At 45.8% G+C, this 23554-nt stretch carries 14 protein-coding genes; 12 read left to right on the forward strand and 2 right to left on the reverse strand.

What is annotated here, in order from left to right:
- Positions 1-505 precede the first annotated feature (505 nt).
- The 10 genes from gltB (L3V30_RS13155) (at position 506) to L3V30_RS13200 (ending at position 17605) form a co-directional block, all read left to right on the forward strand.
- Positions 506-5056, forward strand: a complete 4551-nt coding sequence (gene gltB / locus L3V30_RS13155) for a glutamate synthase large subunit (RefSeq protein WP_237309067.1) — start codon at positions 506-508, stop codon at positions 5054-5056.
- Complete coding sequence (locus L3V30_RS13160) at positions 5056-6525, forward strand: glutamate synthase subunit beta (protein ID WP_085343971.1); 1470 nt, start codon at positions 5056-5058, stop codon at positions 6523-6525. The genes gltB (L3V30_RS13155) and L3V30_RS13160 overlap by 1 nt, the downstream gene beginning before the upstream one ends.
- 450 nt (positions 6526-6975) lie before the next feature.
- The gene (gene gltB / locus L3V30_RS13165) at positions 6976-11439 is read left to right on the forward strand and encodes a glutamate synthase large subunit (protein WP_237309068.1); all 4464 of its coding nucleotides are present in this window, start codon (positions 6976-6978) and stop codon (positions 11437-11439) included.
- Between the two features lie 20 nt (positions 11440-11459).
- Positions 11460-12872, forward strand: coding sequence for an FAD-dependent oxidoreductase (locus L3V30_RS13170; RefSeq protein ID WP_237309069.1), 1413 nt, complete (start codon positions 11460-11462; stop codon positions 12870-12872).
- Between the two features lie 91 nt (positions 12873-12963).
- The gene (locus L3V30_RS13175) at positions 12964-13392 is read left to right on the forward strand and encodes a DUF1499 domain-containing protein (RefSeq protein WP_237309070.1); all 429 of its coding nucleotides are present in this window, start codon (positions 12964-12966) and stop codon (positions 13390-13392) included.
- 63 nt (positions 13393-13455) lie between these two features.
- Positions 13456-14151, forward strand: a complete 696-nt coding sequence (gene mtnN / locus L3V30_RS13180; protein WP_005396324.1) for a 5'-methylthioadenosine/S-adenosylhomocysteine nucleosidase — start codon at positions 13456-13458, stop codon at positions 14149-14151.
- Between the two features lie 11 nt (positions 14152-14162).
- Positions 14163-15116 (forward strand): cobalamin biosynthesis family protein, encoded by a 954-nt coding sequence (locus L3V30_RS13185; RefSeq protein ID WP_193447648.1) that lies wholly within the window; start codon positions 14163-14165, stop codon positions 15114-15116.
- Positions 15116-15940, forward strand: a complete 825-nt coding sequence (gene btuF / locus L3V30_RS13190; RefSeq protein WP_012842144.1) for a vitamin B12 ABC transporter substrate-binding protein BtuF — start codon at positions 15116-15118, stop codon at positions 15938-15940. The genes L3V30_RS13185 and btuF overlap by 1 nt, the downstream gene beginning before the upstream one ends.
- 69 nt (positions 15941-16009) lie before the next feature.
- On the forward strand, positions 16010-16630 hold the full coding sequence (locus L3V30_RS13195) for a TRIC cation channel family protein (protein WP_054867265.1): 621 nt from the start codon (positions 16010-16012) through the stop codon (positions 16628-16630).
- Between the two features lie 129 nt (positions 16631-16759).
- Positions 16760-17605 (forward strand): LysR family transcriptional regulator, encoded by an 846-nt coding sequence (locus tag L3V30_RS13200; protein WP_237309071.1) that lies wholly within the window; start codon positions 16760-16762, stop codon positions 17603-17605.
- Here the strand turns inward: L3V30_RS13200 and L3V30_RS13205 are convergent.
- Positions 17556-18335 carry a TSUP family transporter gene (locus L3V30_RS13205; RefSeq protein WP_005396424.1) on the reverse strand — a complete coding sequence of 260 codons (780 nt, stop codon included), beginning with the start codon at positions 18333-18335 and terminating at the stop codon, positions 17556-17558. The two genes, L3V30_RS13200 and L3V30_RS13205, sit on opposite strands and share 50 nt — an antisense overlap.
- A gap of 237 nt (positions 18336-18572) precedes the next feature.
- Between L3V30_RS13205 and L3V30_RS13210 the strand changes: the two genes are divergently transcribed.
- Entirely contained in the window at positions 18573-19364 is a 792-nt protein-coding gene (locus L3V30_RS13210) for a hypothetical protein (RefSeq protein WP_237309072.1), read from the forward strand.
- On the forward strand, positions 19361-19783 hold the full coding sequence (locus L3V30_RS13215; RefSeq protein ID WP_074192040.1) for a hypothetical protein: 423 nt from the start codon (positions 19361-19363) through the stop codon (positions 19781-19783). The genes L3V30_RS13210 and L3V30_RS13215 overlap by 4 nt, the downstream gene beginning before the upstream one ends.
- A gap of 529 nt (positions 19784-20312) precedes the next feature.
- Here L3V30_RS13215 and carB read toward each other — a convergent pair.
- Positions 20313-23546: a carbamoyl-phosphate synthase large subunit gene (gene carB / locus L3V30_RS13220; protein ID WP_047009081.1), complete on the reverse strand. Its 3234-nt coding sequence runs from the start codon at positions 23544-23546 to the stop codon at positions 20313-20315.
- Positions 23547-23554: the final 8 nt, after the last annotated feature.

Genomic DNA, 23554 nt, shown 5'->3' on the forward strand with positions numbered 1-23554 from the left:
TAAATAAATTACATCCCTGCAAGAAAAAACACACAATACTAGTCAATTCAAACAAACATCATACGGCTCAAAATCAATAAACCTGCATAAATACAGATAAAAAACGTTCATGTTGCGTAAATGTTAAACTAAAAATGCATAATTAAACGAAAAAATTGGGTCACAACGTCGACTTTTTCATTGCATTCTGAAGTGACAAAATTGTAGGATACTTACACAACCCCGTTATTTTTGTGACTTTTATTACAAAGTACACTGCGGGATTTGTCGGTGTTATCCCACTCCTACCTATATAAATCACTAAATAGTGGCAATAAATAAAGGGATACCACCAAGGATTGTTTTTCTCGCAAAACTTTTCCTGCGAGATACGGAAAGGAATCAAGATCGGTCAACCTAGATCGGTGGCGATAATAAATATAAAGGACAAGACGTAATCAATGGTCTAGGTGGCATTTGCCTGCCTAGTGCTTTTGCGTCGACATTGAACTGGAAGGATGTATCTATGGTAGATAGAGAGCAAAATCCACAGGGTCTATATACTCCTGAATTGGAGCATGACGCGTGTGGTATCGGTTTTGTTGCTCACCTTAAAAACCGTAAATCTCATGAAGTAGTGACTCAAGCATTGGATATGCTAGCTCGCATGGAGCACCGTGGTGGTCAAGGTTGTGATCCATGCAGCGGTGATGGTGCGGGTATCTTGCTACAAAAACCTCATGAATTCCTATTAGAAGAGGCCGTTAAGCTCGGCATTAAACTGCCTTCATTTGAAAAGTATGGTGTGGGTGTCGTACTTTTCCCGAGAGACGAATACAAACGCGAGCAATGCCGTGACATTCTAGAACGCAACGCTCAGCGTCTAGACCTTGAAGTTATTGGCTACCGCGTTTTGCCAACCGATAACTCGATGATCGGTGCCGACCCGCTAAGCACAGAACCTCAGTTTGAGCATGTGTTTATCTCTGGTGGTCCAGGTATCACACCTGAAGAGCTAGAGCGCAAACTGTACGTACTTCGTAACTACACTGTACGTGTTTGCCTAGAAAGCGTTTCGAACATTGGTGATGACTTCTACATTAACTCAATGTCTTACAAGACATTGGTGTACAAAGGTCAGTTAACGACCGAGCAAGTCCCTCAGTACTTCCTTGATCTGCAAAACCCGACCATGGTGACTGCACTGGCACTGGTACACTCTCGCTTCTCTACCAACACCTTCCCGAAATGGCGTCTTGCACAGCCTTTCCGTTACATTGCCCACAACGGCGAAATCAACACCGTTCGCGGTAACTTGAACTGGATGAAAGCCCGTGAAGCAATTCTAGAATCAGACCTGTTCACTCAGGCTGAAATCGACATGCTTCTTCCAATCTGTCAGGAAGGCAGCTCGGATTCATCTAACTTTGACATGGCACTTGAGCTCCTAGTTCTTTCTGGTCGCAGCCTGCCACACGCATTGATGATGATGATCCCGGAAGCATGGCAAGAAAACAAAAACATGGATCCTAAGCGTCGCGCGTTCTATCAGTACCACGCGAACATCATGGAACCATGGGATGGCCCGGCATCGGTTTGTTTTACTGACGGTGTTCAAGTTGGTGCGACACTCGACCGTAACGGTCTGCGTCCTTCTCGCTACACAGTGACCAAAGATAACTTCCTAGTAATGGCATCAGAATCTGGTGTTGTGGATATTGAGCCAGAGAACGTTGAGTTCCGCGGTCGTCTACAACCAGGTCGCATCTTCGTTGCAGACTTAGAGCAAGGTCGCATCATCTCTGATGAAGAAGTGAAAGACACCATCGCAACAGCGCAGCCTTACGAAAAGTGGGTAGAAGAAAACCTACTGAGCTTGAAGAAGCTGCCAGATGCGAGCAACCAATTCAGCCAACCTAAGCCAGAACATCTTCTACACCGCCAACAAGCGTTTGGCGTAAGTACTGAAGAAGTGAACGAAATCATCGTTCCAATGGCAAATGAAGGTAAAGAACCGCTATCTGCAATGGGTGCAGACTGGCCTCTTGCGGTTCTATCTCATCAGTCTCAACATCTTTCAAACTACTTCAAGCAACTGTTCGCACAGGTAACTAACCCACCGATCGATCCGATCCGTGAGCGTATGGTTATGTCGCTGAACACTTACTTGGGTAAAGACCAAAACCTTCTGACTGAAACACCACTTCACTGTCAGAAAGTAGAATTGGAATCGCCTGTTCTGGCGAACTCTGAGCTTGAGAAACTGCGTGCTATTGACAACGAGCATCTTCAGGCGAAGACACTAGATATCGTATTCCAAGCCAGTGAAGACCAAGGCAAGCTTGAGCGCGCACTAAAACGTATCTGCCAATACGCAGAAGACGCGGTTATTGATGGTTACTCAATCATCCTACTAACTGACCGCGCAGTGAACTCAAACCACGCCGCTATCCCAGCCATGCTGGCAGTTGGTGCAGTGCATCACCACTTGATCCGCAAAGGTCTACGTGCGAAGTGTGACATTGTGGTTGAAACCGGTGACGCGCGTGAAACGCACCACTTTGCAACGCTAATTGGTTACGGTGCCAACGCCGTTAACCCATACCTAGTGATTGAAACCATCATTGAGCTTCAGCGTACGAAGAAGCTGGACCCAGAAGCGAACCCTCGCGATCTGTTCAACAACTACCGTAAAGCGATCAATGGCGGTCTTCTGAAGATCTTCTCGAAGATGGGTATCTCAACCCTGCAGTCGTACCACGGTGCGCAAATCTTCGAAGCCTTAGGTATTCATAAGTCAGTGGTAGACAAGTACTTCACAGGTACAGTTTCTCGTATCCAAGGTCTCACCCTTGACGATATTGCTAAAGAAGTGCTCGTTCGTCACCGCATCGGTTACCCACAACGCGAAATCCCAATTCAAATGCTGGATGTGGGTGGTGTTTACCAATGGAAACAGCGTGGTGAGAAGCACCTATTCAACCCAGAAACCATCTCGCTACTGCAAGAGTCTACGCGCAACAAGAACTACGATCAGTTCAAGCAGTACGCGACAGCAGTCGATAAACAAGGTGACAACGCGGTAACTCTGCGTAGCCAGCTAGAATTCATTAAGAACCCAGCTGGTTCTATCTCTATCGACGAAGTCGAGCCAATTGAAAGCATCGTGAAACGCTTCGCGACAGGTGCAATGTCATTCGGTTCTATTTCTTACGAAGCACACTCCACATTGGCTGTTGCGATGAACCGCCTTGGCGCAAAATCGAACTCTGGTGAAGGTGGTGAAGACCCAATGCGTTTCGAGCGCAAAGAGAACGGCGATTGGGAACGCTCTGCAATCAAACAGGTAGCTTCGGGTCGTTTCGGCGTAACCTCTTACTACCTAACCAACGCTGATGAGCTACAAATCAAGATGGCTCAAGGTGCGAAACCAGGTGAAGGTGGTCAGCTACCAGGCGATAAAGTAGATGACTGGATCGGTGCTACACGTCACTCAACTCCGGGCGTCGGTCTTATCTCGCCACCACCACACCACGATATCTACTCAATCGAAGATTTGGCTCAGCTTATCTACGATTTGAAGAACGCGAACCGCGCGGGTCGTGTAAACGTGAAGCTGGTATCGGAAGCTGGCGTAGGTACGATCGCTTCTGGTGTTGCTAAAGCGAAAGCGGACGTTGTACTTATCGCAGGTTTCGACGGCGGAACTGGTGCATCACCAATGTCTTCAATCCGTCATACCGGTCTTCCTTGGGAACTTGGCTTGGCAGAAACGCACCAAACGCTACTGAAGAACGGTCTACGTAATCGTATCGTGGTTCAAGCGGATGGCCAGATGAAGACACCTCGTGACCTTGCAGTCGCAACACTACTTGGTGCAGAAGAATGGGGCGTGGCAACCGCAGCATTAGTGGTTGAAGGTTGTATCATGATGCGTAAGTGTCATAAGAACACCTGTCCTGTTGGTATCGCGACTCAGAACAAGACGCTTCGCGAGCGCTTTGATGGGCGCGTAGAAGACGTCGTAACCTTCTTCCAATACATGGCACAGGGTCTTCGTGAAATTATGGCTGAACTTGGCTTCCGCACTATCGATGAGATGGTCGGTCAAGGTCAGAAGCTGAAGATTCGCCAAGACGTTTCTCACTGGAAATACAAGAACCTAGATCTGTCTCCTGTTCTACACGTTGAACAGCCACGTGAGTCAGACGGTATCCATAACCAAACGCAGCAGAACCACAACCTAGAAGAAGTGCTAGACCGCAAACTGATTCAAGCGGCGATTCCTGCACTCGAGAAAGGCGAAGCGGTAAATGCCGAGTTCCCTATCGTCAACACGGACCGCTCTGCAGGTACCATGTTGTCGAACGAAATCTCGAAAGTGTACAAAGATGCGGGTCTACCTCAACCAATGAACGTGAAGTTCAAAGGCTCTGCGGGTCAGTCATTCGGTGCATTCCTAGCTAAGGGCGTGAAGTTCGAAGTGGAAGGCGACGCGAACGACTACTGGGGTAAAGGCTTATCTGGCGGTACGTTAGTACTTTACCCAGATGCGAAATCAAGCATTGTCGCAGAAGACAACATCGTGGTTGGTAACGTGTGTTTCTACGGTGCAACTTCGGGTGAGTCTTTCATTCGCGGTATGGCTGGTGAACGTTTCTGTGTTCGTAACTCAGGCGCGAAAGTAGTAGTAGAAGGCGTCGGTGACCACGGTTGTGAATACATGACGGGCGGTGCAGCAATTATCCTTGGTTCAACAGGTCGTAACTTTGCCGCAGGTATGAGTGGTGGTGTGGCTTACGTATGGGATAAATCAGGCGACTTTGAGTCAAAACTGAACCCAGAGTTAGTAGACCTAGATCCAATCGAGAAAGAAGACAGAGATCTATTACTCGACATGCTAACTAAGCATGTTCAATTCACAGGAAGTGAAGTCGCTCAGTCTTTCCTAGACAACTTTGAAGCAAGCCTAGCCTCTATGGTTAAGGTGATGCCGCGTGACTACAAAGCGGTGCTTCAAAAGCGTAAAGCTGAAGCGCAGTCTCAAGGAAACGAAACTCAAGCGGAGGCAGTATAATGGGTAAGCCTACTGGATTTTTAGAGCACGGTCGTGAACTACCACAGAAGATCGACCCAGCTGAACGCATCAAGAACAACAAAGAGTTCGTTCTGAACGAGGAGTTTGGTGACAAGATCAATACTCAAGCGTCTCGTTGTATGGATTGTGGTGTGCCGTTTTGTCATAACGGCTGCCCTATCGGTAACATCATCCCAGAGTTTAACGATGCGGTTTATCGTGATAGCTGGGAAGAAGCATGGAACATTCTAAGCTCAACCAATAACTTCCCAGAGTTCACTGGTCGTGTTTGCCCTGCTCCATGTGAAAGTGCTTGTGTACTTGGCATCAACCAAGACCCAATCACTATCTGTAATATCGAGAAAACCATCGTAGAAACGGCGTATCGTGAAGGGTACGCCAAGCCAAAAACGCCACGTTCTCGCACTGGTAAAACGGTGGCGATCATTGGATCTGGACCTGCTGGTCTTGCGGCTGCTGAGCAGCTAAACAGCGCAGGCCATACCGTGACAGTATTCGAGCGAGACGAGAAGGTTGGTGGTCTGCTGCGTTTCGGTATTCCAGATTTTAAACTGAGCATGGAAGTCATTGATCGTAAGATCAATCTAATGGCAGAAGCTGGCGTTGAGTTTAAAGTAAACCAACACGTCGGTGTTGATGTAAATGCTCAGCAACTGCGTCAAGAGTTCGATGTGGTTCTACTGACGGGTGGTTCAACGGTTCCACGTGATTTGCCAGTTCCGGGTCGTGAGCTCAAAGGCGTTCACTTCGCAATGGAATTCCTAGGTCAAAACAACCGACGTGCAAATAACATGGACCTGAAAACGGAAGAGATTCACGCAAAAGGTAAACATGTGGTTGTCATTGGTGGTGGTGATACCGGTTCAGACTGTGTAGGTACGTCAAACCGTCACGGCGCAGCAAGCGTAACTCAAGTGGAAATCATGCCGATTCCACCAGAGAAGCGCCCAGCCAATATGCCTTGGCCTCAATACCCAATGATCCTACGTACTTCGACCTCTCATGAAGAAGGTGTCGATCGTCACTGGAACATCCTGACCAAAGAGTTCATCGGAAATGACAAAGGTGAAGTCACTGGCCTTCGTCTTGCTGATATCGTTTGGCAAGATGCAAAACCAGGCGAGCGCCCAAGTTTCAAAGAAGTAGAAGGCAGCGAGCGAGTGATCCCATGTGATATGGCATTCCTAGCAATGGGCTTCTTACACCCAGAACCTACAGGCGTGCTTGCTCAACTGGATATCGCGCTAGATGATCGCGGTAACGTAGCAACTCAAGGTTTTGCTACTAACCAAGAAGGCGTATTTGCTGCTGGTGATATGCGAACAGGCCAATCTTTGGTGGTTCGTTGTATCAACGAAGGTCGCGAATGTGCTCGTGCTATCGATGACTACCTAATGGATGGCACAAACCTAGAAGCAAAAGCAGATTCACTGATGCTTTCTGCTTAACGGAAGTATTCACGCTTCCCTCTTTCAATGCCATAAATAGCCATCAGCGATATCGATGGCTATTAGCAAAGAAAGAAAACAATTCCTTCCAATCTTTCTATTTTGACCAGCATTTTATGCTGGTCTTTTTTATTTCCCACAGAATCAAATATTACTTTTTTGTAACAATCAATTTTCTATCCATTTGAAATCATTAAACTATTTTAGCTTATTAAATGGTAAATCGCATATTCACGTGATTATCCACTAATAACTTGACCTTTTTTACAATAAGCTATAGCTTGTGAAGTTGATGAAAATAAAACACTCAAAAAATGTTAAATATTTCACAGCTTTTATTGAATAAATATACATAAAACCATAAAGATGACGCATATTCAGTCATCACTATCAACGTAAGCAGTGTTGATATATCTGTCGGGATGACGGATAAGCAAAGGGAGAATTGCAATGGCTCTTTATGATCCAAGTCTTGAGAAAGACAACTGTGGATTTGGCTTGATCGCGCATATGGAAGGCGAACAAAGCCACAAGCTGGTTCGTACAGCAATTTCTGCACTTGACCGAATGACCCACCGTGGTGGTATTGCCGCCGATGGTAAAACCGGTGATGGTTGTGGTCTTCTATTACAAAAGCCCGATTCCTATTTACGTCTTATTGCCGAAGAAAATGGTTTCAACCTTGGCAAGCAATACGCCGTAGGGATGATTTTCTTCAACCAAGATCCGGTCAAAGCTCAACTCGCTAAAGACATCGTCAACAGAGAACTTGCGCAAGAGACGCTAACAGTGGCCGGTTGGCGTGAAGTTCCAACCAATTCAGAAGTGCTCGGTCCAATTGCGGCTAACTCGCTTCCAAATATTCAGCAAGTCTTTATCTCTGCACCGGCTGGTTGGCGAGAGCGTGACATTGAACGCCGTCTCTACATCGCACGCCGTCGCATCGAGAAACAAATCACCGAAGATCCGGATTTCTACATCTGTAGCTTGTCGACTCAAGTTTTGGTGTACAAAGGCCTGTGCATGCCTGCGGATTTGCCTCGCTTCTACCTTGATCTTGCTGATCTACGCATGGAATCCGCTATCTGTCTGTTCCACCAGCGTTTTTCTACCAATACTCAACCGCGTTGGCCATTGGCTCAGCCGTTCCGCTATCTTGCTCATAACGGTGAGATCAACACCATTGAAGGTAACCGCCAATGGGCGCGCGCGCGCGCTTACAAGTTCTCGTCACCACTGCTGCCCGATCTTCAAACTGCAGCACCATTTGTGAACGAGACAGGTTCAGACTCCTCTAGCTTAGATAATATGCTGGATCTCTTCTTAGCTGGCGGCATGGATATCTTCCGTGCCATGCGCATGCTTGTGCCGCCTGCATGGCAAAACCACCCAGATATGGATCCGGATCTGCGGGCGTTTTACGATTTCAACTCCAAGCACATGGAACCATGGGATGGCCCAGCAGGTATCGTACTGTCCGATGGTCGTTATGCTGCTTGTAATCTAGACCGAAATGGTCTGCGTCCTGCACGTTATGTAATTACCAAAGACAAGTTGATCACTCTGGCATCTGAGGTAGGGATTTGGAATTACGCCCCAGATGAAGTTGCCGAAAAAGGGCGTGTAGGGCCGGGTGAATTGCTCGTCATCGACACTCGTAAAGGTAAGCTTTGGCAGTCTAGCGAGATCGATAATGATCTGAAATCTCGTCACCCTTATCGCGAATGGATGGAAAACAACGTTCGCAAACTCACACCATTTTCTCAGCTACCTGAGGATCAAGTAGGCGAGCGCAGCTTTGATGAAGACTTACTTAAGACTTATCAAAAGCAATTCGCCATGAGCAATGAAGAAGTCGACCAAGTTCTGCGTGTACTCGGAGAAATGGGCCAAGAAGCCGTTGGTTCTATGGGTGACGATACTCCAATGGCAGTGCTCTCCTCAAAAGAGCGCTTGGTAACTGACTACTTCCGCCAGAAGTTCGCCCAGGTAACCAATCCACCGATCGATCCACTGCGTGAAAAACACGTGATGTCACTGGCGACCAGTATCGGTAAGGAAATGAATGTCTTCTGTGAAACCGATGGCCACGCGCATCGCGTAACATTTGATTCGCCTGTACTGCTTTATTCAGACATGCAGCAACTGCTCGAGCTTGGTGACGATCACTACCGTAATACCATTCTAGATATCAACTACGATCCACAAGAGAAAGATCTTAAACAAGCCATTAATGATCTCTGTGAGCAAGCAGAGCAAGTCGTACGTGAAGGCACGGTTTTAGTGGTACTTTCAGATCGCGCTTTGGTCAAAGGCAAGTTACCAATTCCAGCGGCAATGGCAGTCGGCGCCGTTCAAACTCGTTTGATTGATGCGAACTTACGTTGCGATGCCAACATTGTAGTCGAAACCGCAACTGCACGTGATCCACACCAATTTGCTGTCTTACTTGGCTTTGGTGCGACTGCAGTTTACCCATACCTTGCTTATGAAGCGTTAGGTAAACTGATTGATGATAAGGCACTAGAGAAAGACTATCGCGATGTGATGCAAAACTACCAATACGGCATCAACAAGGGCCTGTATAAAATCATGTCAAAAATGGGGATCTCAACCATCGCCTCCTACCGCTGCTCACAACTGTTTGAAGCAGTTGGCTTGAGCCAAGATTTGGTCGATCTGTGTTTTAAAGGCGTCACAACTCGAATTGAAGGCGCGAATTTTGACGACTTCCAGCAAGATCTTACAAACTTATCTCGTAAAGCATGGGCGAAACGCAAATCGATTGATCATGGCGGCTTGTTAAAGTATGTCCATGGAGGTGAGTATCATGCTTACAACCCGGATGTTGTCGGCACGCTGCAACAGGCCGTTAAATCTGGCGAAAGTAACGACTATCAGAGCTTTGCTAAGCAGGTAAACCAACGCCCTGTTGCCATGCTGCGTGACTTAATGTCGCTGAAAAAATCAGACTCACCGCTGCCACTTGAGCAAATAGAACCGAAAACCGAACTGTTCAAACGCTTCGACTCTGCGGCCATGTCCATTGGCGCACTTAGCCCTGAAGCGCACGAAGCACTTGCAACAGCGATGAACCGCCTTGGTGGTTACTCTAACTCGGGTGAAGGCGGTGAAGATCCACGTCGCTTCGGTACAGAGCGTAACTCGCGTATCAAGCAGATTGCTTCAGGTCGATTTGGTGTTACACCTCACTACCTCACCAATGCTGACGTACTGCAGATCAAGGTCGCACAGGGTGCGAAACCGGGCGAAGGTGGTCAGTTACCGGGACACAAAGTCACCGCAGAAATTGCAAAACTGCGTTATTCGGTACAGGGGGTGACTCTGATCTCCCCTCCTCCGCACCACGATATCTATTCGATTGAAGATTTGGCCCAGTTGATCTTCGACCTTAAACAAGTCAACCCAAATGCGCTGGTTTCGGTGAAACTCGTCTCCGAGCCAGGTGTCGGCACCATCGCAACGGGCGTAGCCAAGGCTTACGCTGATCTTATTACCATTTCGGGTTACGACGGTGGTACCGCAGCAAGCCCACTAACCTCAGTGAAATACGCAGGTAGCCCTTGGGAATTGGGACTGGCAGAGACACAACAAGCACTGGTTGCTAATGGTCTGCGTCATAAGATTCGTCTACAGGTAGATGGTGGTCTAAAAACGGGTCTAGATGTGGTGAAAGCGGCGATTCTCGGTGCAGAAAGCTTCGGTTTTGGTACTGCGCCAATGGTGGCTATGGGTTGTAAGTTCCTGCGAATTTGTCACCTCAATAACTGTGCAACAGGGGTTGCGACTCAAGACGAAACGCTGCGTAAAGAGTTCTTCAAAGGCTTACCTGAAATGGTGATGAACTACTTCACCGGACTGGCAGAAGAAGTGCGCGAGCTGCTTTCTGAGCTAGGCGTTGAAAAACTGACGGACTTGATTGGTCGTACCGATTTACTTGAAGCAGTAGAGGGCTTTACCGCGAAGCAAACCAAATTGGATCTATCCAACATTCTAGAAGCTCCCGTCTCTCCTGAAGGTCATCCACTGTTTTGGACGGAACCAAATAAACCGTTTGATAAAGCTGAGCTCAATCAAAAGATCATTGATGATGCCATGCATGCGGTAGAAAACAGCCAATCGGCAAGTTTCTTCTACAATGTCATCAACACTGATCGTTCTGTGGGTGCACGCTTATCTGGCGAAATAGCGAAGCGCTATGGCAACCAAGGATTGGCGGCTTCCCCTATCAAAATCTATCTTGACGGCACTGCAGGTCAGTCGTTTGGTGTTTGGAACGCAGGTGGTGTAGAGCTGTACCTCACAGGTGATGCGAATGACTACGTAGGGAAAGGCATGGCAGGCGGCAAGATCGCCATAAAACCTCACTTAGGTACAGCGTTCAAGTGTCATGAGGCCACCATTATTGGTAACACGTGTTTGTACGGCGCAACGGGCGGTAAACTGTTCGCAGCCGGTAAAGCGGGTGAACGTTTTGGGGTACGTAACTCAGGTACGATTGCCGTCATTGAAGGAGCTGGCGATAACGCTTGTGAGTACATGACTGGCGGTATTGTTGCCATTCTAGGTGCAACAGGCGTGAACTTTGGTGCAGGTATGACCGGAGGCTTTGCCTATGTTCTGGATGAAAACCAGAGCTTTGAAGGTCGAGTCAATACAGAATCTGTCGAAGCCATTTCATTGTCCGATCTATACATCCACCAAGAGCATTTGCGCGGCCTGATTGCGGAACACCTTGAAGAAACAGGGTCGAGCCACGCAGAAAATATTTTGGCGAACTTTGATGAATGGATTCCAAAGTTCTATTTGGTGAAACCACAAGCGGCAGATCTTCGCACGCTACTTGGTCACCAGAGCCGCAGTGCTGCAGAGCTGCGTGTTCAAGCACAGTAATCATGGAGGATGTTTGAATCATGAGCCAGAACGTTTATCAATTTATCGATGTACAGCGTGTAGATCCTGCGAAAAAGCCTATCAAAGTTCGTAAGATCGAGTTCGTTGAAATCTATGAACCGTTTACTAAGCAGCAGGCGACTGCACAAGCGGATCGCTGCTTAGATTGTGGCAACCCATATTGTGAATGGAAATGCCCAGTCCACAACTACATCCCTCAATGGTTAAAACTTGCCAATGAAGGTCGTATTCTTGAAGCGGTTGAACTATCGCATCAAACCAATAGCCTACCGGAAGTATGTGGGCGCGTTTGTCCTCAAGACCGCCTATGTGAAGGTTCATGCACGCTTAATGATGACTTTGGTGCCGTCACCATCGGTAACATAGAAAAGTACATTACCGACAAAGCGTTTGAAATGGGCTGGAAGCCAGATATGTCCAAGGTGGAGTGGACCGATAAAAAGGTCGCAATCATTGGAGCTGGCCCAGCAGGCTTGGCAGCCGCTGATATCCTAGTGCGCAATGGCGTTAAGCCAGTCGTGTTTGACCGCTACCCAGAAATCGGCGGACTACTGACTTTCGGTATCCCTTCGTTCAAGCTTGAAAAAGGGGTAATGGAAAATCGTCGCCGTGTGTTCACTGAAATGGGCGTCGAGTTCCGCATGAACATGGAAGTAGGCAAAGATGTCCAAATGCAAGAGCTGCTTGATGAATACGATGCTGTTTTCTTGGGCGTTGGCACCTATAAATACATGCGTGCAGGTCTAGATAATGAAGATGCGCCGGGTGTGTATGACGCGCTGCCATTTTTAGTTTCGAACACCTACAAAGTCATGGATCTTGAGAGTAACCAACCCTTTATCGATATGGCAGGAAAGAAAGTCGTCGTACTGGGTGGTGGTGATACAGCAATGGACTGCGTTCGTACCTCAATTCGCCAAGGTGCCTCCAACGTAGTTTGTGCTTATCGTCGTGACGAAGCCAACATGCCAGGTTCACGTCGAGAAGTGAAAAACGCTAAAGAGGAAGGCGTGAAGTTTATGTTTAACCTGCAACCACTCGGTGTGGAGGTCGACGCCTCAGGTAACGTATCGGGCGTTAAAGTGGTAAAAACTGCTTTAGGTGAGCCCGATGATGCAGGTCGTCGCAGACCAGAACCAGTGGAAGGCAGTGAACATGTATTGCCTGCGGATGCCGTGATCATGGCATTTGGTTTCCAGCCACACAAAATGGACTGGTTGGAACCGTATGGTGTCGATTTAGACCAATGGGGACGTATCAAGGCACCTGTTGAGCAAGCGTTCATGTACCAAACCAACAATGCGAAAATCTTCGCTGGCGGTGATGCGGTCCGTGGCTCAGACCTCGTCGTAACCGCCATTGATGAAGGGCGAAAAGCGGCAGAAGGCATTCTTGATTACCTAGAAGTCTAATCACAGCTAACATCACAAAAAGGATCCTATTATTGGATCCTTTTTCTTTTGTATCCATATAATTAGAAGCAAAATTATAAGAGTAAATACAATGAAAAAAGCCGCTCTCCTTTCCATCACTTTACTCAGCCTTACAGCCTGCAGCCAAGGAGTCACCAGTATGCCAGATCGTTCTCAATCACCTTGTGGTGACAAACCAAATTGCGTTTCAACTCAGGACTCAAGAGACAAGTTTCAATTAGCACCTTTTTTGCTCACTGAGTCCGCAACGTTAGATGCCATTGAGCAAGCCGCGCTTCAAATTCCTGGCGCTAAAACCGCGGTAAAAGAGGGTGATTACCTTCGGATAGAATGCACATCTAAAATCATGCGCTTCGTGGATGACCTCGAATTAAAAGTAGCAGGAGACAAACTGATTGTTCGCTCAGAGTCACGTGTGGGCTATTCTGACTTTGGCGTAAACAGAAAGCGCGCCGAACAATTACGAGAAAAGCTCACTCAAGCTAAGCTCATCAAATAGAAAACTGCTCACGGGGAGTGCTATACTCTCGGCCAACTAAAATATTTACCGAAAGAGAGTGTTATGAAAGTTGGTATCATCGGTGCGATGGAACAAGAAGTGACCATCCTAAAAGAAGCAATCACAAACTGCAAAACCGTAAATAAAGCAGGTTGTACGTTTTTCTCTGGTCAAATTAATGATGTAGAAGTAGTCGTACTACAATCAGGTATCGGTAAAGTTGCAGCAGCAGTAGGCACTACCATTCTTCTTGATGAATACCAGCCAGATGTTGTGATTAACACAGGCTCTGCTGGTGGCTTCGATTCAAGCCTAAATCTAGGTGATGTTGTTATCTCAACAGAAGTTCGTCATCACGATGCAGACGTGACCGCTTTTGGTTATGAAATTGGCCAAATGGCTGGCCAGCCTGCTGCATTCAAAGCGGATGAAAAGCTAATGGATTTAGCAGAAAAGGCACTAGCGCAAATGGAAAACACTCATGCAGTTCGCGGCCTGATCTGTACTGGTGATGCATTTGTTTGCACCGCTGAACGCCAAGAGTTTATTCGTAAGCACTTCCCATCCGTTATCGCGGTAGAAATGGAAGCATCTGCTATCGCTCAAACTTGTCACCAATTCAACACGCCGTTTGTTGTTGTGCGCGCAATCTCTGATGTCGCTGATAAAGAGTCACCAATGAGCTTTGATGAGTTCCTACCGCTAGCAGCAAAAAGCTCTTCTGAAATGGTATTCAAAATGCTGGAACTCATTAAGTAAACGACTCATTCATGGAAGAAGTTTTTCAGTCATTTTATGCCAACGGTGCGCTCCTTATTATGTGGGGCGCACTGCTCTTTCACCTTATTTTACCAATCCCCCGTTCATCGCATCCCATCACTTTATGGCGAAAGTTAGCTGAGAACCTCGCCAACAAAGTAAACAATAATCATAGTTACTCACAGAGCCTGACCTCCGGCAGTCTTGCATTGGGCTTGATGCTATTGCCTTGCTTGATCTTGCTGATTGCCGTGGAGCCATTCGTTTGGCAAGTGCCTTTATACGAACTAGTGCTATTGATCATTGCTTTGGACTGGCGCAACAGCGAAGCCTTAACGAAACAACTCGTCACAAGTATGTCGAGAGAAGACAAAGCTCAGTGCCGACAATTACTAAGACCATACCTTAATCGCGATACTGACAGCCTCTCGATCATCGGCATAGGTAAAGCAAGCTCAGAAGCTGTGATTATGGGATACAGCCGCAACGTAATCGGTGTGTTATTTTGGTACGCACTAGCAGGTGGTATTGGTGCGTTAATGTATCGACTAGCCACAGAGTTAGCTCGAGTTTGGTCCCCTAGCCGACGCCAATATTTGCCCTTTGGTAAACCTGCCGTTCAGCTGGTTGCCGCTCTGGATATTATTCCACTTCGTCTCTTTGCCATACTTTTAGCTGTAGGAAAGAACGTAAGCAATGTGCTTTCTGGTGTACAGCAACAAGCGAAGTCTTGGCCACTACCCGGGCCCGCCTGGGTGTTGTGTACCATCGGACACAAACTACAACTCTCTTTATGCGGCCCTGCTATCTATCAAGGTATACGTGCGGAACGCGCAAAAATCGGTGGACGAATCGCCCCATCGGCTATTCACCTTTCACAAATACATACGCTGCTCGTTTGGCGAGTCTTCGTTTGGATAGCTATCCAAAGTCTGCTTTTAGGAATGATTTATCAAGGATTATGATGAATAAACTATGCTTCGCATTAACGCTGTTTGTTTCGACAGCGACCTTCGCTCAAACACCAGCGCAACGCATTGTAAGTTTAGCTCCGCATGCCACTGAAATTGCCTTTGCGGCAGGGCTAGGAGACAAGCTTGTTGCTGTCAGCGAAATGAGTGATTATCCAGAGCAGGCAAAGCAGCTGGAAAGAGTCTCTAATTACCAAGGAATTAAATTAGAGCGCATTATTGCTCTTCAACCGGATTTAGTCATTGCTTGGCCGGCAGGAAACCCGGCAAAAGAGCTGGAGAAAATTAAACAGTTCGGCATTCCTATCTATTATTCCACTACAGGCTCACTGGAAGATATCGCCAATAATATCGAGCAGCTAAGCCAATACAGCGAAACCCCGCAAATAGGACAAAAGGCCGCTGAAGATTTTAGAACGCAACTGAATACACTAAAAGAGAAGTACAACACGCACGAGAAAGTTCGTTACTTTTATCAGTTGAGTGAAAAGCCTATCATCACTGTTGCCGGGAAGAACTGGCCAAGTGAAGTCTTTACTTTTTGCGGTGGTGAAAACATTTTCGCAGCATCCAGCGCGCCTTATCCTCAGGTCAGCATCGAGCAGGTCATCACTCGCCAACCAGAGGTTATTTTTACTTCTCGTCACGCAATGAGTAATGATGGTATGTGGGCAGAGTGGAGCAATGAGCTTCCCGCACTTAGAAATAAACACATCTGGTCTCTAAACTCAGATTGGATTAACCGCCCAACCCCACGCACACTAAATGCGATCACAGAAGTGTGTGAGCACTTTAAAAGCGTTCGTCAAAAACGCTAACGATTTCGTGGCAAATACCGTACAATTTCCGCCCATTTTTTCTCACACTATATAAAGGTACTAAGTAACATGGACTCCATGCTGCTTTATATGATCGATTTGTTCGGTACCGCTGTTTTCGCTATCTCTGGCGTGTTACTGGCGGGCCGTTTAAAAATGGATCCATTCGGCGTTATCGTTCTCGGCAGTGTGACTGCTATTGGTGGCGGAACAATCCGAGACATGGCGCTAGGTGCCACTCCTGTATTTTGGATAACAGATACTACGTACTTATGGGTGATATTTGTTACGTGTCTACTAACCATGCTCGTTGTACGCAGACCAAAACGGCTGTCATGGTGGGTATTACCCGTCTGTGATGCGATCGGCCTTGCAGTATTTGTAGGAATAGGTGTAGAGAAAGCCCTCGCTTACAACGCGTCTGGGATGGTCGCCGTGATCATGGGAGTCATTACTGGTTGTGGTGGTGGTATTATACGTGATGTGCTGGCTCGCGAAGTTCCTATGGTATTAAGAAGCGAAGTCTACGCTACGGCATGTATTATTGGCGGCATCTTCCATACGATGGCGGTAAACATGGGTTATGACCACTCAACGGCTTTACTCGCTGGTGTAATCTCAACGCTCATTATACGTCTCGGTGCTATTCGTTGGCATCTATCCCTGCCAACTTTCGCAATTAATCGTTAAACACAAATTACATGATTCGGTCATGGAGTCGACTGAGTGTCGGCTCCTCTCATTTATACTCATTTGATTCGCCAATTCTTGTACAATTCGCTAAATTATTTCAACCATTCCTAACTTTCATTAATTATTATGTTGCTTGAAGGTATTGAGACGTTACTTGTCCTCAGTAAAGAAAAAACCATGAGCCGCACGGGCAGCCAACTCTATATTAGTCAATCTGCGGTGAGTAAGCGCATTTCGAATCTAGAGAAGAAGTTAGGAAAAAAATTGATTGAGCCAAGTGGTCGGCACATAAAGCTGACCTCCGATGGCCTTGCGCTCATCAACACGATCGAGCCAACGTTCAATGAGTTAAGAGGTCAGATCTATGATCAGCAAGAAATAGAAGATACTTCTTTGATCAAGATAGACTGCTCTGAAACCTTAGTCGCTGGATACCTTAGTGTGATCATGGCAGAACGCTTTGCCCATGACCAATACATACGAATATCGACCAATCATACACCACGCATTATTGAGAACGTCAAATCAGGTAAAGCGACACTGGGATTCTGTGCTGGTTATTTACCGCCTCATCATGGATTAATGAGCCTTCACCTCGCTGATGAACCTTTTTCAATCGTCAGTAGATACCCACTTTCGCAACTACCCAAAGCCATTTTGACCAATGACTTAACCAATCCTGCCAACACTTACCAACAAGCTATTTTGTCAAAATACGGAATTGAGCCTTTGATGGAAATGGATTCATACACTGCGGCAGCACAACTGGCTTTGGGCGGAATGGCTCCCGCTTTAATTCCTAAATCTATCCTGAAGACACTTAATATCACATCCAAGTTCTGCTATGACTTTGAAGAACTAAGACAGTTAATTCGACCAATACATATCTGCTTGCGCCACAGCACATATCGCAGCGAACGAGTTAAAGCACTGACAAAATCCATTGCTGATGTTGTTGCCAAAGAAGTTTAGTTGCCATGAGCATCGACATCACAATAACTAGAGGACGAATCCATTTTTGCCCTTTACTTACCACGACCTTCGCCCCTAACTGAGCACCAAGAAAACCGCCAACAGCCATGGTTAAGCCAAGCTTCCACACTGGTAACCCAGCTAAGATAAAAAAGAGTAGTGCCGCAATGTTTGACGTGAAATTGAGGATTTTGGTTCTAGCAGTGGCTTCGACCAAAGAAAAGTGACCTAGTGCAACAAAACAAACAGTAAAAATAGATCCAGTCCCAGGGCCAAAAAAGCCATCATAGAAACCGATCCCGCCACCAATGCATAGCGCAAACATCGCTTCAGATAGCTTTGGTTCTCCATCGATTTTTCGTGTACTTGGCGCGAGTAAAAAATAGAGGGAAATGGCTATCAAAAGAACAGGGATCAAACTGGTGAGTACGCTAGCATCAATAAACTGCACAGCCTCGGCACCGATCGCTGCACCAATAAAAGTACAGAGTATCGCGAAACGCATTTCCTTTAAGCTGACAATACCGTTACGCACGAAATACCAGCTAGCAGAGAAACTGCCAAACGAACTTTGTAACTTGTTGGTTGCTAGAGCTTGAGTCGGACTCAACCCCGCTGCCAAAAGCGCAGGGAGCGTAATGAGCCCTCCCCCACCAGCCATCGCATCAATAAAGCCTGCGGCAGTCGCAACAAAAAATAGAGCCAACAAAATCTCAACCGTGATTTCCACTACACATCCTTTTTATTTAAAGAGGCATCAAAGAGGAAAAACGGTAGCACTTATTCACAAAACCACCAATGGAAAGTCAAGACACCAATCTATTCCTAATTTTCATCTTTGTGAAATTTTCATTTTAGTTTCACAAAAAAAAGATACATGCCTCAAGGATACGAATGAAATAGTATTTTCATTGTGTCAGCCGTGTAGGCAAGGTCATAATAAAATTATGGTTTCAAGGAGAAAACGATGTACCCTGCAATACAACAAGACTCAAGTAGCAATACCAAAGAAGTACATATAGTATCAGTAAGCGTATTTGATGACTTAATTAACAAAAACATCAAAAGGAAAGGTGTTACTGAAAAATGGAAAGTTATCAAAAATAAACTAGAAAATACTGCAAACTATTACACAACAGCCGATGATCTTATATTTTTAACAAAACTAGCGAATAATCTAATCGGAGCAACAAACCCTGTCCATATAAATTACTATTCTGGCCAACCACATTTTGTCTTTACGGGGACACCGGCCCTGAGAATAAAGTTAAGTGCTTTGGGTTCTCATGCACCGACTCCAACAATTACTAACTTTGCTGTAGGTCCAAAAAGTGCTATCCAGTCTATTAAAAGTGGAACAATTATTACAATCGTACTAGTAAGCTCTTTTAGAGCAATGGAACACTTCTTTTCGGAAAAGAATAAATCAACATTACTGAGTTTGTTTGGCACAATAACTAGTGACATCCTAAAGTTAGGAATTTCATCCGCAATTGCTGCAATTGCTGTAAAAGGAATTTCTGGAGCTACTACTATTTTCGCTCTAACTTCTGGCCCATTATTTTTAGCTATAGGTATAAGCTTGGTTATTGGGAGCATATTAAATCATATAGATAAAAAGCATAATATAACAAAAAAATTCAAATTAACATTAGAGAAAAAACTAGATGAATCAATAAAAAATGAAATAAATCAAGAAGAAGCAAGAATAAAAAATTTAATTGGTTCTACATATATAAAAAATGGAATGTTTTTATGAAAAAAGAAGACAACCTAGATCTAACATCAACATTTTTAACATCACTGTTATTCCTTTCTCTAGGATTGTTATGCATTTATTTTTTTTACAACGATACCATAAATAACATAAAAGACATATATAACGAAGAACGTATTATAGAAATTTCTCAGGGATCATTTTATGGGTTATTTGGAAGCTGGGTATTTATATCTATATTTATTCTTTTAATTACTGTGTTTTTAAAAAAAAGAAAATTATCATATAAGAAAGAAGGCATGTTCATTAAAGTTATAATCTCTTTTTCAATTATAACAATTATAGCACCAAGTGCATTTGTGTTTCTCACTAAAAAACACTTAACAAATCAGGGTTACTCTGTTTCAATTGATAAAGAAGACTCCTGGCTACAAGATAAGGTTTATATTTTCAAAAAATAAACTTCAATTTATGTTACATAAAAGAAATTAAAATTTGAGAAAAAATTCAATTAGCATAGCGAACATCTCAATAAGTGTATGTTTATACTTGGCATTGACTATTGGTCTGACTATTAGCTTAAGCATTTGGAATGACTGGTTTTCTTTTACTCAACACATTGATCTAGATACGTACCTTCTTACATTGGGAGCTATTACGGTTGTTGTTGTATGCATTCCAAACATCCTGACAATAAGCAAAGGATTAAGTATTGCTGCAAAAATAAACTTAATCACTATCTCTTTTATCATTCTTACCTGCAGTATCAACTTTGTTGTAGCAAGTGGTAGTACTATTTCTTCATCTTTAGGAACATTGCTTGCCATAATTAGCTTGATGCTCTTCAAAAGCGAAGCATACCAATCGTTCCTAGCACATTTTAATACTCTTCATTTTAGAAAAACCTCGATATAAAAAAGCCCGCTCAAATGAGCGGGCAATGAGGTTGTCATGTAAGCCCTGACTAACGAGCTTACTGATTTTTATCTGTTACGCGTCTAGACTCGCTTTCACTTTAGCGTGTAACTCTTGAACCGAAGTTACTGATGCTTTTGCGTCTGCAGTGTGAGACATACATGTAGCGAACGCTGCGTTCAGTGTCGTTGTGTAGTTCACTTTTTCTGCCAGTGCACCGCGGCGTAGAACTTTCGAATCTTCAATCGCTTGACGACCAGCTGCCGTGTTTACGATGTAGGTGTATTCGTTGTTCTTGATGCGGTCAAGAATGTGTGGACGACCTTCGTGTACTTTGTTTACCAAGCGTGGGTTGATACCCGCTTCGCCCAGAATCACAGCAGTACCGTGTGTCGCATCCAACTGGTAACCCAGTTTCACTAGCTTAGAAGCTAGGTCAACAACACGCTCTTTATCGCCTTCACGTACAGACAGTAGCGCACGACCACCTTCAGGGTAAACTGCACCACAACCTAGCTCTGCTTTCGCGTAAGCTTCTGCGAACGTTGCACCAACACCCATTACTTCACCTGTTGAGCGCATTTCTGGGCCCAATAGAGGGTCAACACCAGGGAATTTGTTGAACGGCAGAACCACTTCTTTCACTGAGTAGTAAGGAGGGATAATCTCTTTAGTAAATCCTTGTGACTCTAGAGATTGACCCGCCATTACACGTGCAGCGATTTTCGCTAGAGGTGCACCTGTCGCTTTCGATACGAATGGTACCGTACGAGCAGCACGAGGGTTCACTTCGATTAGGTAAACGTCGTTGTCTTTCACAGCAAACTGCGTGTTCATCAAACCGCGTACACCGAGTTCGAACGCCAACTTCTCAACTTGCTCACGCATCTTGTCTTGAATTTCCTGACTTAGCGTGTATGCAGGCAGTGAACATGCAGAGTCACCAGAGTGAACACCCGCTTGTTCGATGTGTTCCATGATACCGCCGATAACGACGCGTTCACCGTCACAGATAGCATCAATATCAACTTCGGTTGCATCATCCAAGAAACGGTCTAGTAGAACTGGAGACTCGTTCGATACGCTTACTGCTTCGTTGAAGTAGCGACGCAGGTCTTGCTCGTCGTATACGATTTCCATCGCACGACCACCGAGTACATAAGATGGACGAACAACTAATGGGAAGCCAATTTCTTTCGATTTTTCAACCGCCTGTTCCATCGTTGTTACTGTCGCGTTTTCTGGCTGAAGTAGACCTAGACGGTCAACAGCTGCCTGGAAGCGTTCACGGTCTTCCGCACGGTCGATAGCATCTGGGCTAGTACCAATGATTGGAACACCAGCCGCTTCTAGAGCACGAGCCAGTTTAAGTGGCGTTTGACCACCGTACTGAACAATCACACCTTTTGGTTTTTCAACGCGAGCGATAGACAGTACATCTTCCAGAGTTACTGGTTCGAAGTACAGGCGATCAGACGTATCGTAGTCAGTAGATACCGTTTCTGGGTTACAGTTAACCATAATGGTTTCGTAACCGTCTTCACGCAGCGCAAGTGATGCGTGTACACAACAGTAATCGAATTCAATACCTTGGCCGATACGGTTTGGACCGCCACCAAGAACCATGATCTTGTCTTTGTCTGTTGGGTTTGCTTCACACTCTTCATCGTAAGATGAGTACATGTAAGCCGTGTCAGAAGAAAACTCAGCGGCACACGTATCCACACGTTTGTAAACCGGGTGAATATCAAACTGCTCACGAGCACGGCGAATTTCACTTTCAGCGACACCAAGCAGTTTAGACAAGCGCGCATCAGAGAAGCCTTTACGTTTCATCTGGCGAAGCACTTCTTTGGTCAAACCTGCGTAGCCGCCCGCCTTGACTTGCTCTTCGAGTTTTACGATTTCTTCGATTTGAACCAGGAACCAACGGTCAATTTGAGTCAAGTTGAACACGCCGTCAACTGACATGCCAGCTCGGAATGCATCGGCGATGTACCAGATACGCTCAGCACCTGCTTCTTTAAGTTCGTGACGAATCTTAGTCAGTGCATCTGGTGCTTCTAAATCGACCATCTCGTCAAAACCAGTTGCGCCAACTTCTAGGCCACGAAGTGCTTTGTGAAGAGATTCTTGTTGGTTACGACCAATTGCCATTACCTCACCAACCGATTTCATCTGAGTAGTCAGACGGTCGTTTGCGCCAGCAAATTTCTCGAAGTTAAAGCGAGGAATCTTAGTTACGACGTAGTCGATAGTTGGCTCGAATGATGCTGGTGTTGCACCGCCCGTGATGTCGTTTTGTAGTTCGTCTAGAGTAAAGCCAACAGCAAGCTTCGCGGCAATCTTAGCGATTGGGAAACCTGTTGCTTTTGACGCTAACGCAGAAGAGCGAGATACACGTGGGTTCATCTCGATGATAACCATACGGCCATCTTTCGGGTTGATACCAAACTGTACGTTTGAACCACCTGTTTCAACACCAATTTCACGTAGAACGGCTAGCGATGCATTACGCATTAGCTGGTATTCTTTGTCAGTCAGTGTCTGTGCTGGTGCTACTGTGATGGAGTCACCCGTGTGGATGCCCATTGGATCAAAGTTTTCGATTGAACATACGATGATACAGTTGTCCGCTTTGTCACGAACTACTTCCATTTCGTACTCTTTCCAGCCGATTAGTGACTCATCGATAAGAAGTTCGTTGGTCGGAGATAAGTCCAGACCGCGACGACAGATTTCTTCGAACTCTTCTTTGTTGTACGCAATACCACCACCAGTGCCACCCATGGTGAACGATGGACGGATGATACAAGGGAAGCCAACCATATCTAAAACTTTGTAAGCTTCTTCCATGCTCTTCGCTGTATCTGCGCGAGGACACTCAAGGCCGATAGACTTCATCGCTTTATCAAAACGAGAACGGTCTTCCGCTTTGTCGATTGCATCTGCAGTTGCGCCGATCATCTCTACGCCGAATTCTTCTAGTACGCCGTGTTTCTCTAAGTCTAACGCACAGTTAAGTGCAGTCTGGCCACCCATGGTTGGCAAAACTGCATCTGGACGCTCTTTTTCAATGATCTTGCGTACCACTTCCCATTGGATTGGCTCGATGTAAGTCGCATCAGCCATCTCTGGGTCAGTCATGATCGTTGCTGGGTTCGAGTTAACCAGAATAACTCGGTAGCCTTCTTCACGAAGTGCTTTACAGGCTTGTGCGCCAGAGTAGTCAAACTCACATGCCTGACCGATAACAATCGGACCAGCACCAAGAATTAGAATACTTTGAATGTCAGTACGTTTTGGCATTATCTACT

It is taken from the genome of Vibrio sp. A1-1, assembly GCF_021728175.1.
In the GTDB taxonomy this organism is placed as follows: domain Bacteria; phylum Pseudomonadota; class Gammaproteobacteria; order Enterobacterales; family Vibrionaceae; genus Vibrio; species Vibrio diabolicus.

What these genes read in the sequence shown, in the direction of transcription:
- gltB (WP_237309067.1), top strand. Translation starts at nt 506, where the DNA reads ATGGTAGATAGAGAGCAAAATCCACAGGGTCTATATACTCCTGAATTG.
- L3V30_RS13160 (WP_085343971.1), top strand. Translation starts at nt 5,056, where the DNA reads ATGGGTAAGCCTACTGGATTTTTAGAGCACGGTCGTGAACTACCACAG.
- gltB (WP_237309068.1), top strand. Translation starts at nt 6,976, where the DNA reads ATGGCTCTTTATGATCCAAGTCTTGAGAAAGACAACTGTGGATTTGGC.
- L3V30_RS13170 (WP_237309069.1), top strand. Translation starts at nt 11,460, where the DNA reads ATGAGCCAGAACGTTTATCAATTTATCGATGTACAGCGTGTAGATCCT.
- L3V30_RS13175 (WP_237309070.1), top strand. Translation starts at nt 12,964, where the DNA reads ATGAAAAAAGCCGCTCTCCTTTCCATCACTTTACTCAGCCTTACAGCC.
- mtnN (WP_005396324.1), top strand. Translation starts at nt 13,456, where the DNA reads ATGAAAGTTGGTATCATCGGTGCGATGGAACAAGAAGTGACCATCCTA.
- L3V30_RS13185 (WP_193447648.1), top strand. Translation starts at nt 14,163, where the DNA reads ATGGAAGAAGTTTTTCAGTCATTTTATGCCAACGGTGCGCTCCTTATT.
- btuF (WP_012842144.1), top strand. Translation starts at nt 15,116, where the DNA reads ATGAATAAACTATGCTTCGCATTAACGCTGTTTGTTTCGACAGCGACC.
- L3V30_RS13195 (WP_054867265.1), top strand. Translation starts at nt 16,010, where the DNA reads ATGGACTCCATGCTGCTTTATATGATCGATTTGTTCGGTACCGCTGTT.
- L3V30_RS13200 (WP_237309071.1), top strand. Translation starts at nt 16,760, where the DNA reads ATGTTGCTTGAAGGTATTGAGACGTTACTTGTCCTCAGTAAAGAAAAA.
- L3V30_RS13210 (WP_237309072.1), top strand. Translation starts at nt 18,573, where the DNA reads ATGTACCCTGCAATACAACAAGACTCAAGTAGCAATACCAAAGAAGTA.
- L3V30_RS13215 (WP_074192040.1), top strand. Translation starts at nt 19,361, where the DNA reads ATGAAAAAAGAAGACAACCTAGATCTAACATCAACATTTTTAACATCA.
- carB (WP_047009081.1), bottom strand. Translation starts at nt 23,546, where the DNA reads ATGCCAAAACGTACTGACATTCAAAGTATTCTAATTCTTGGTGCTGGT.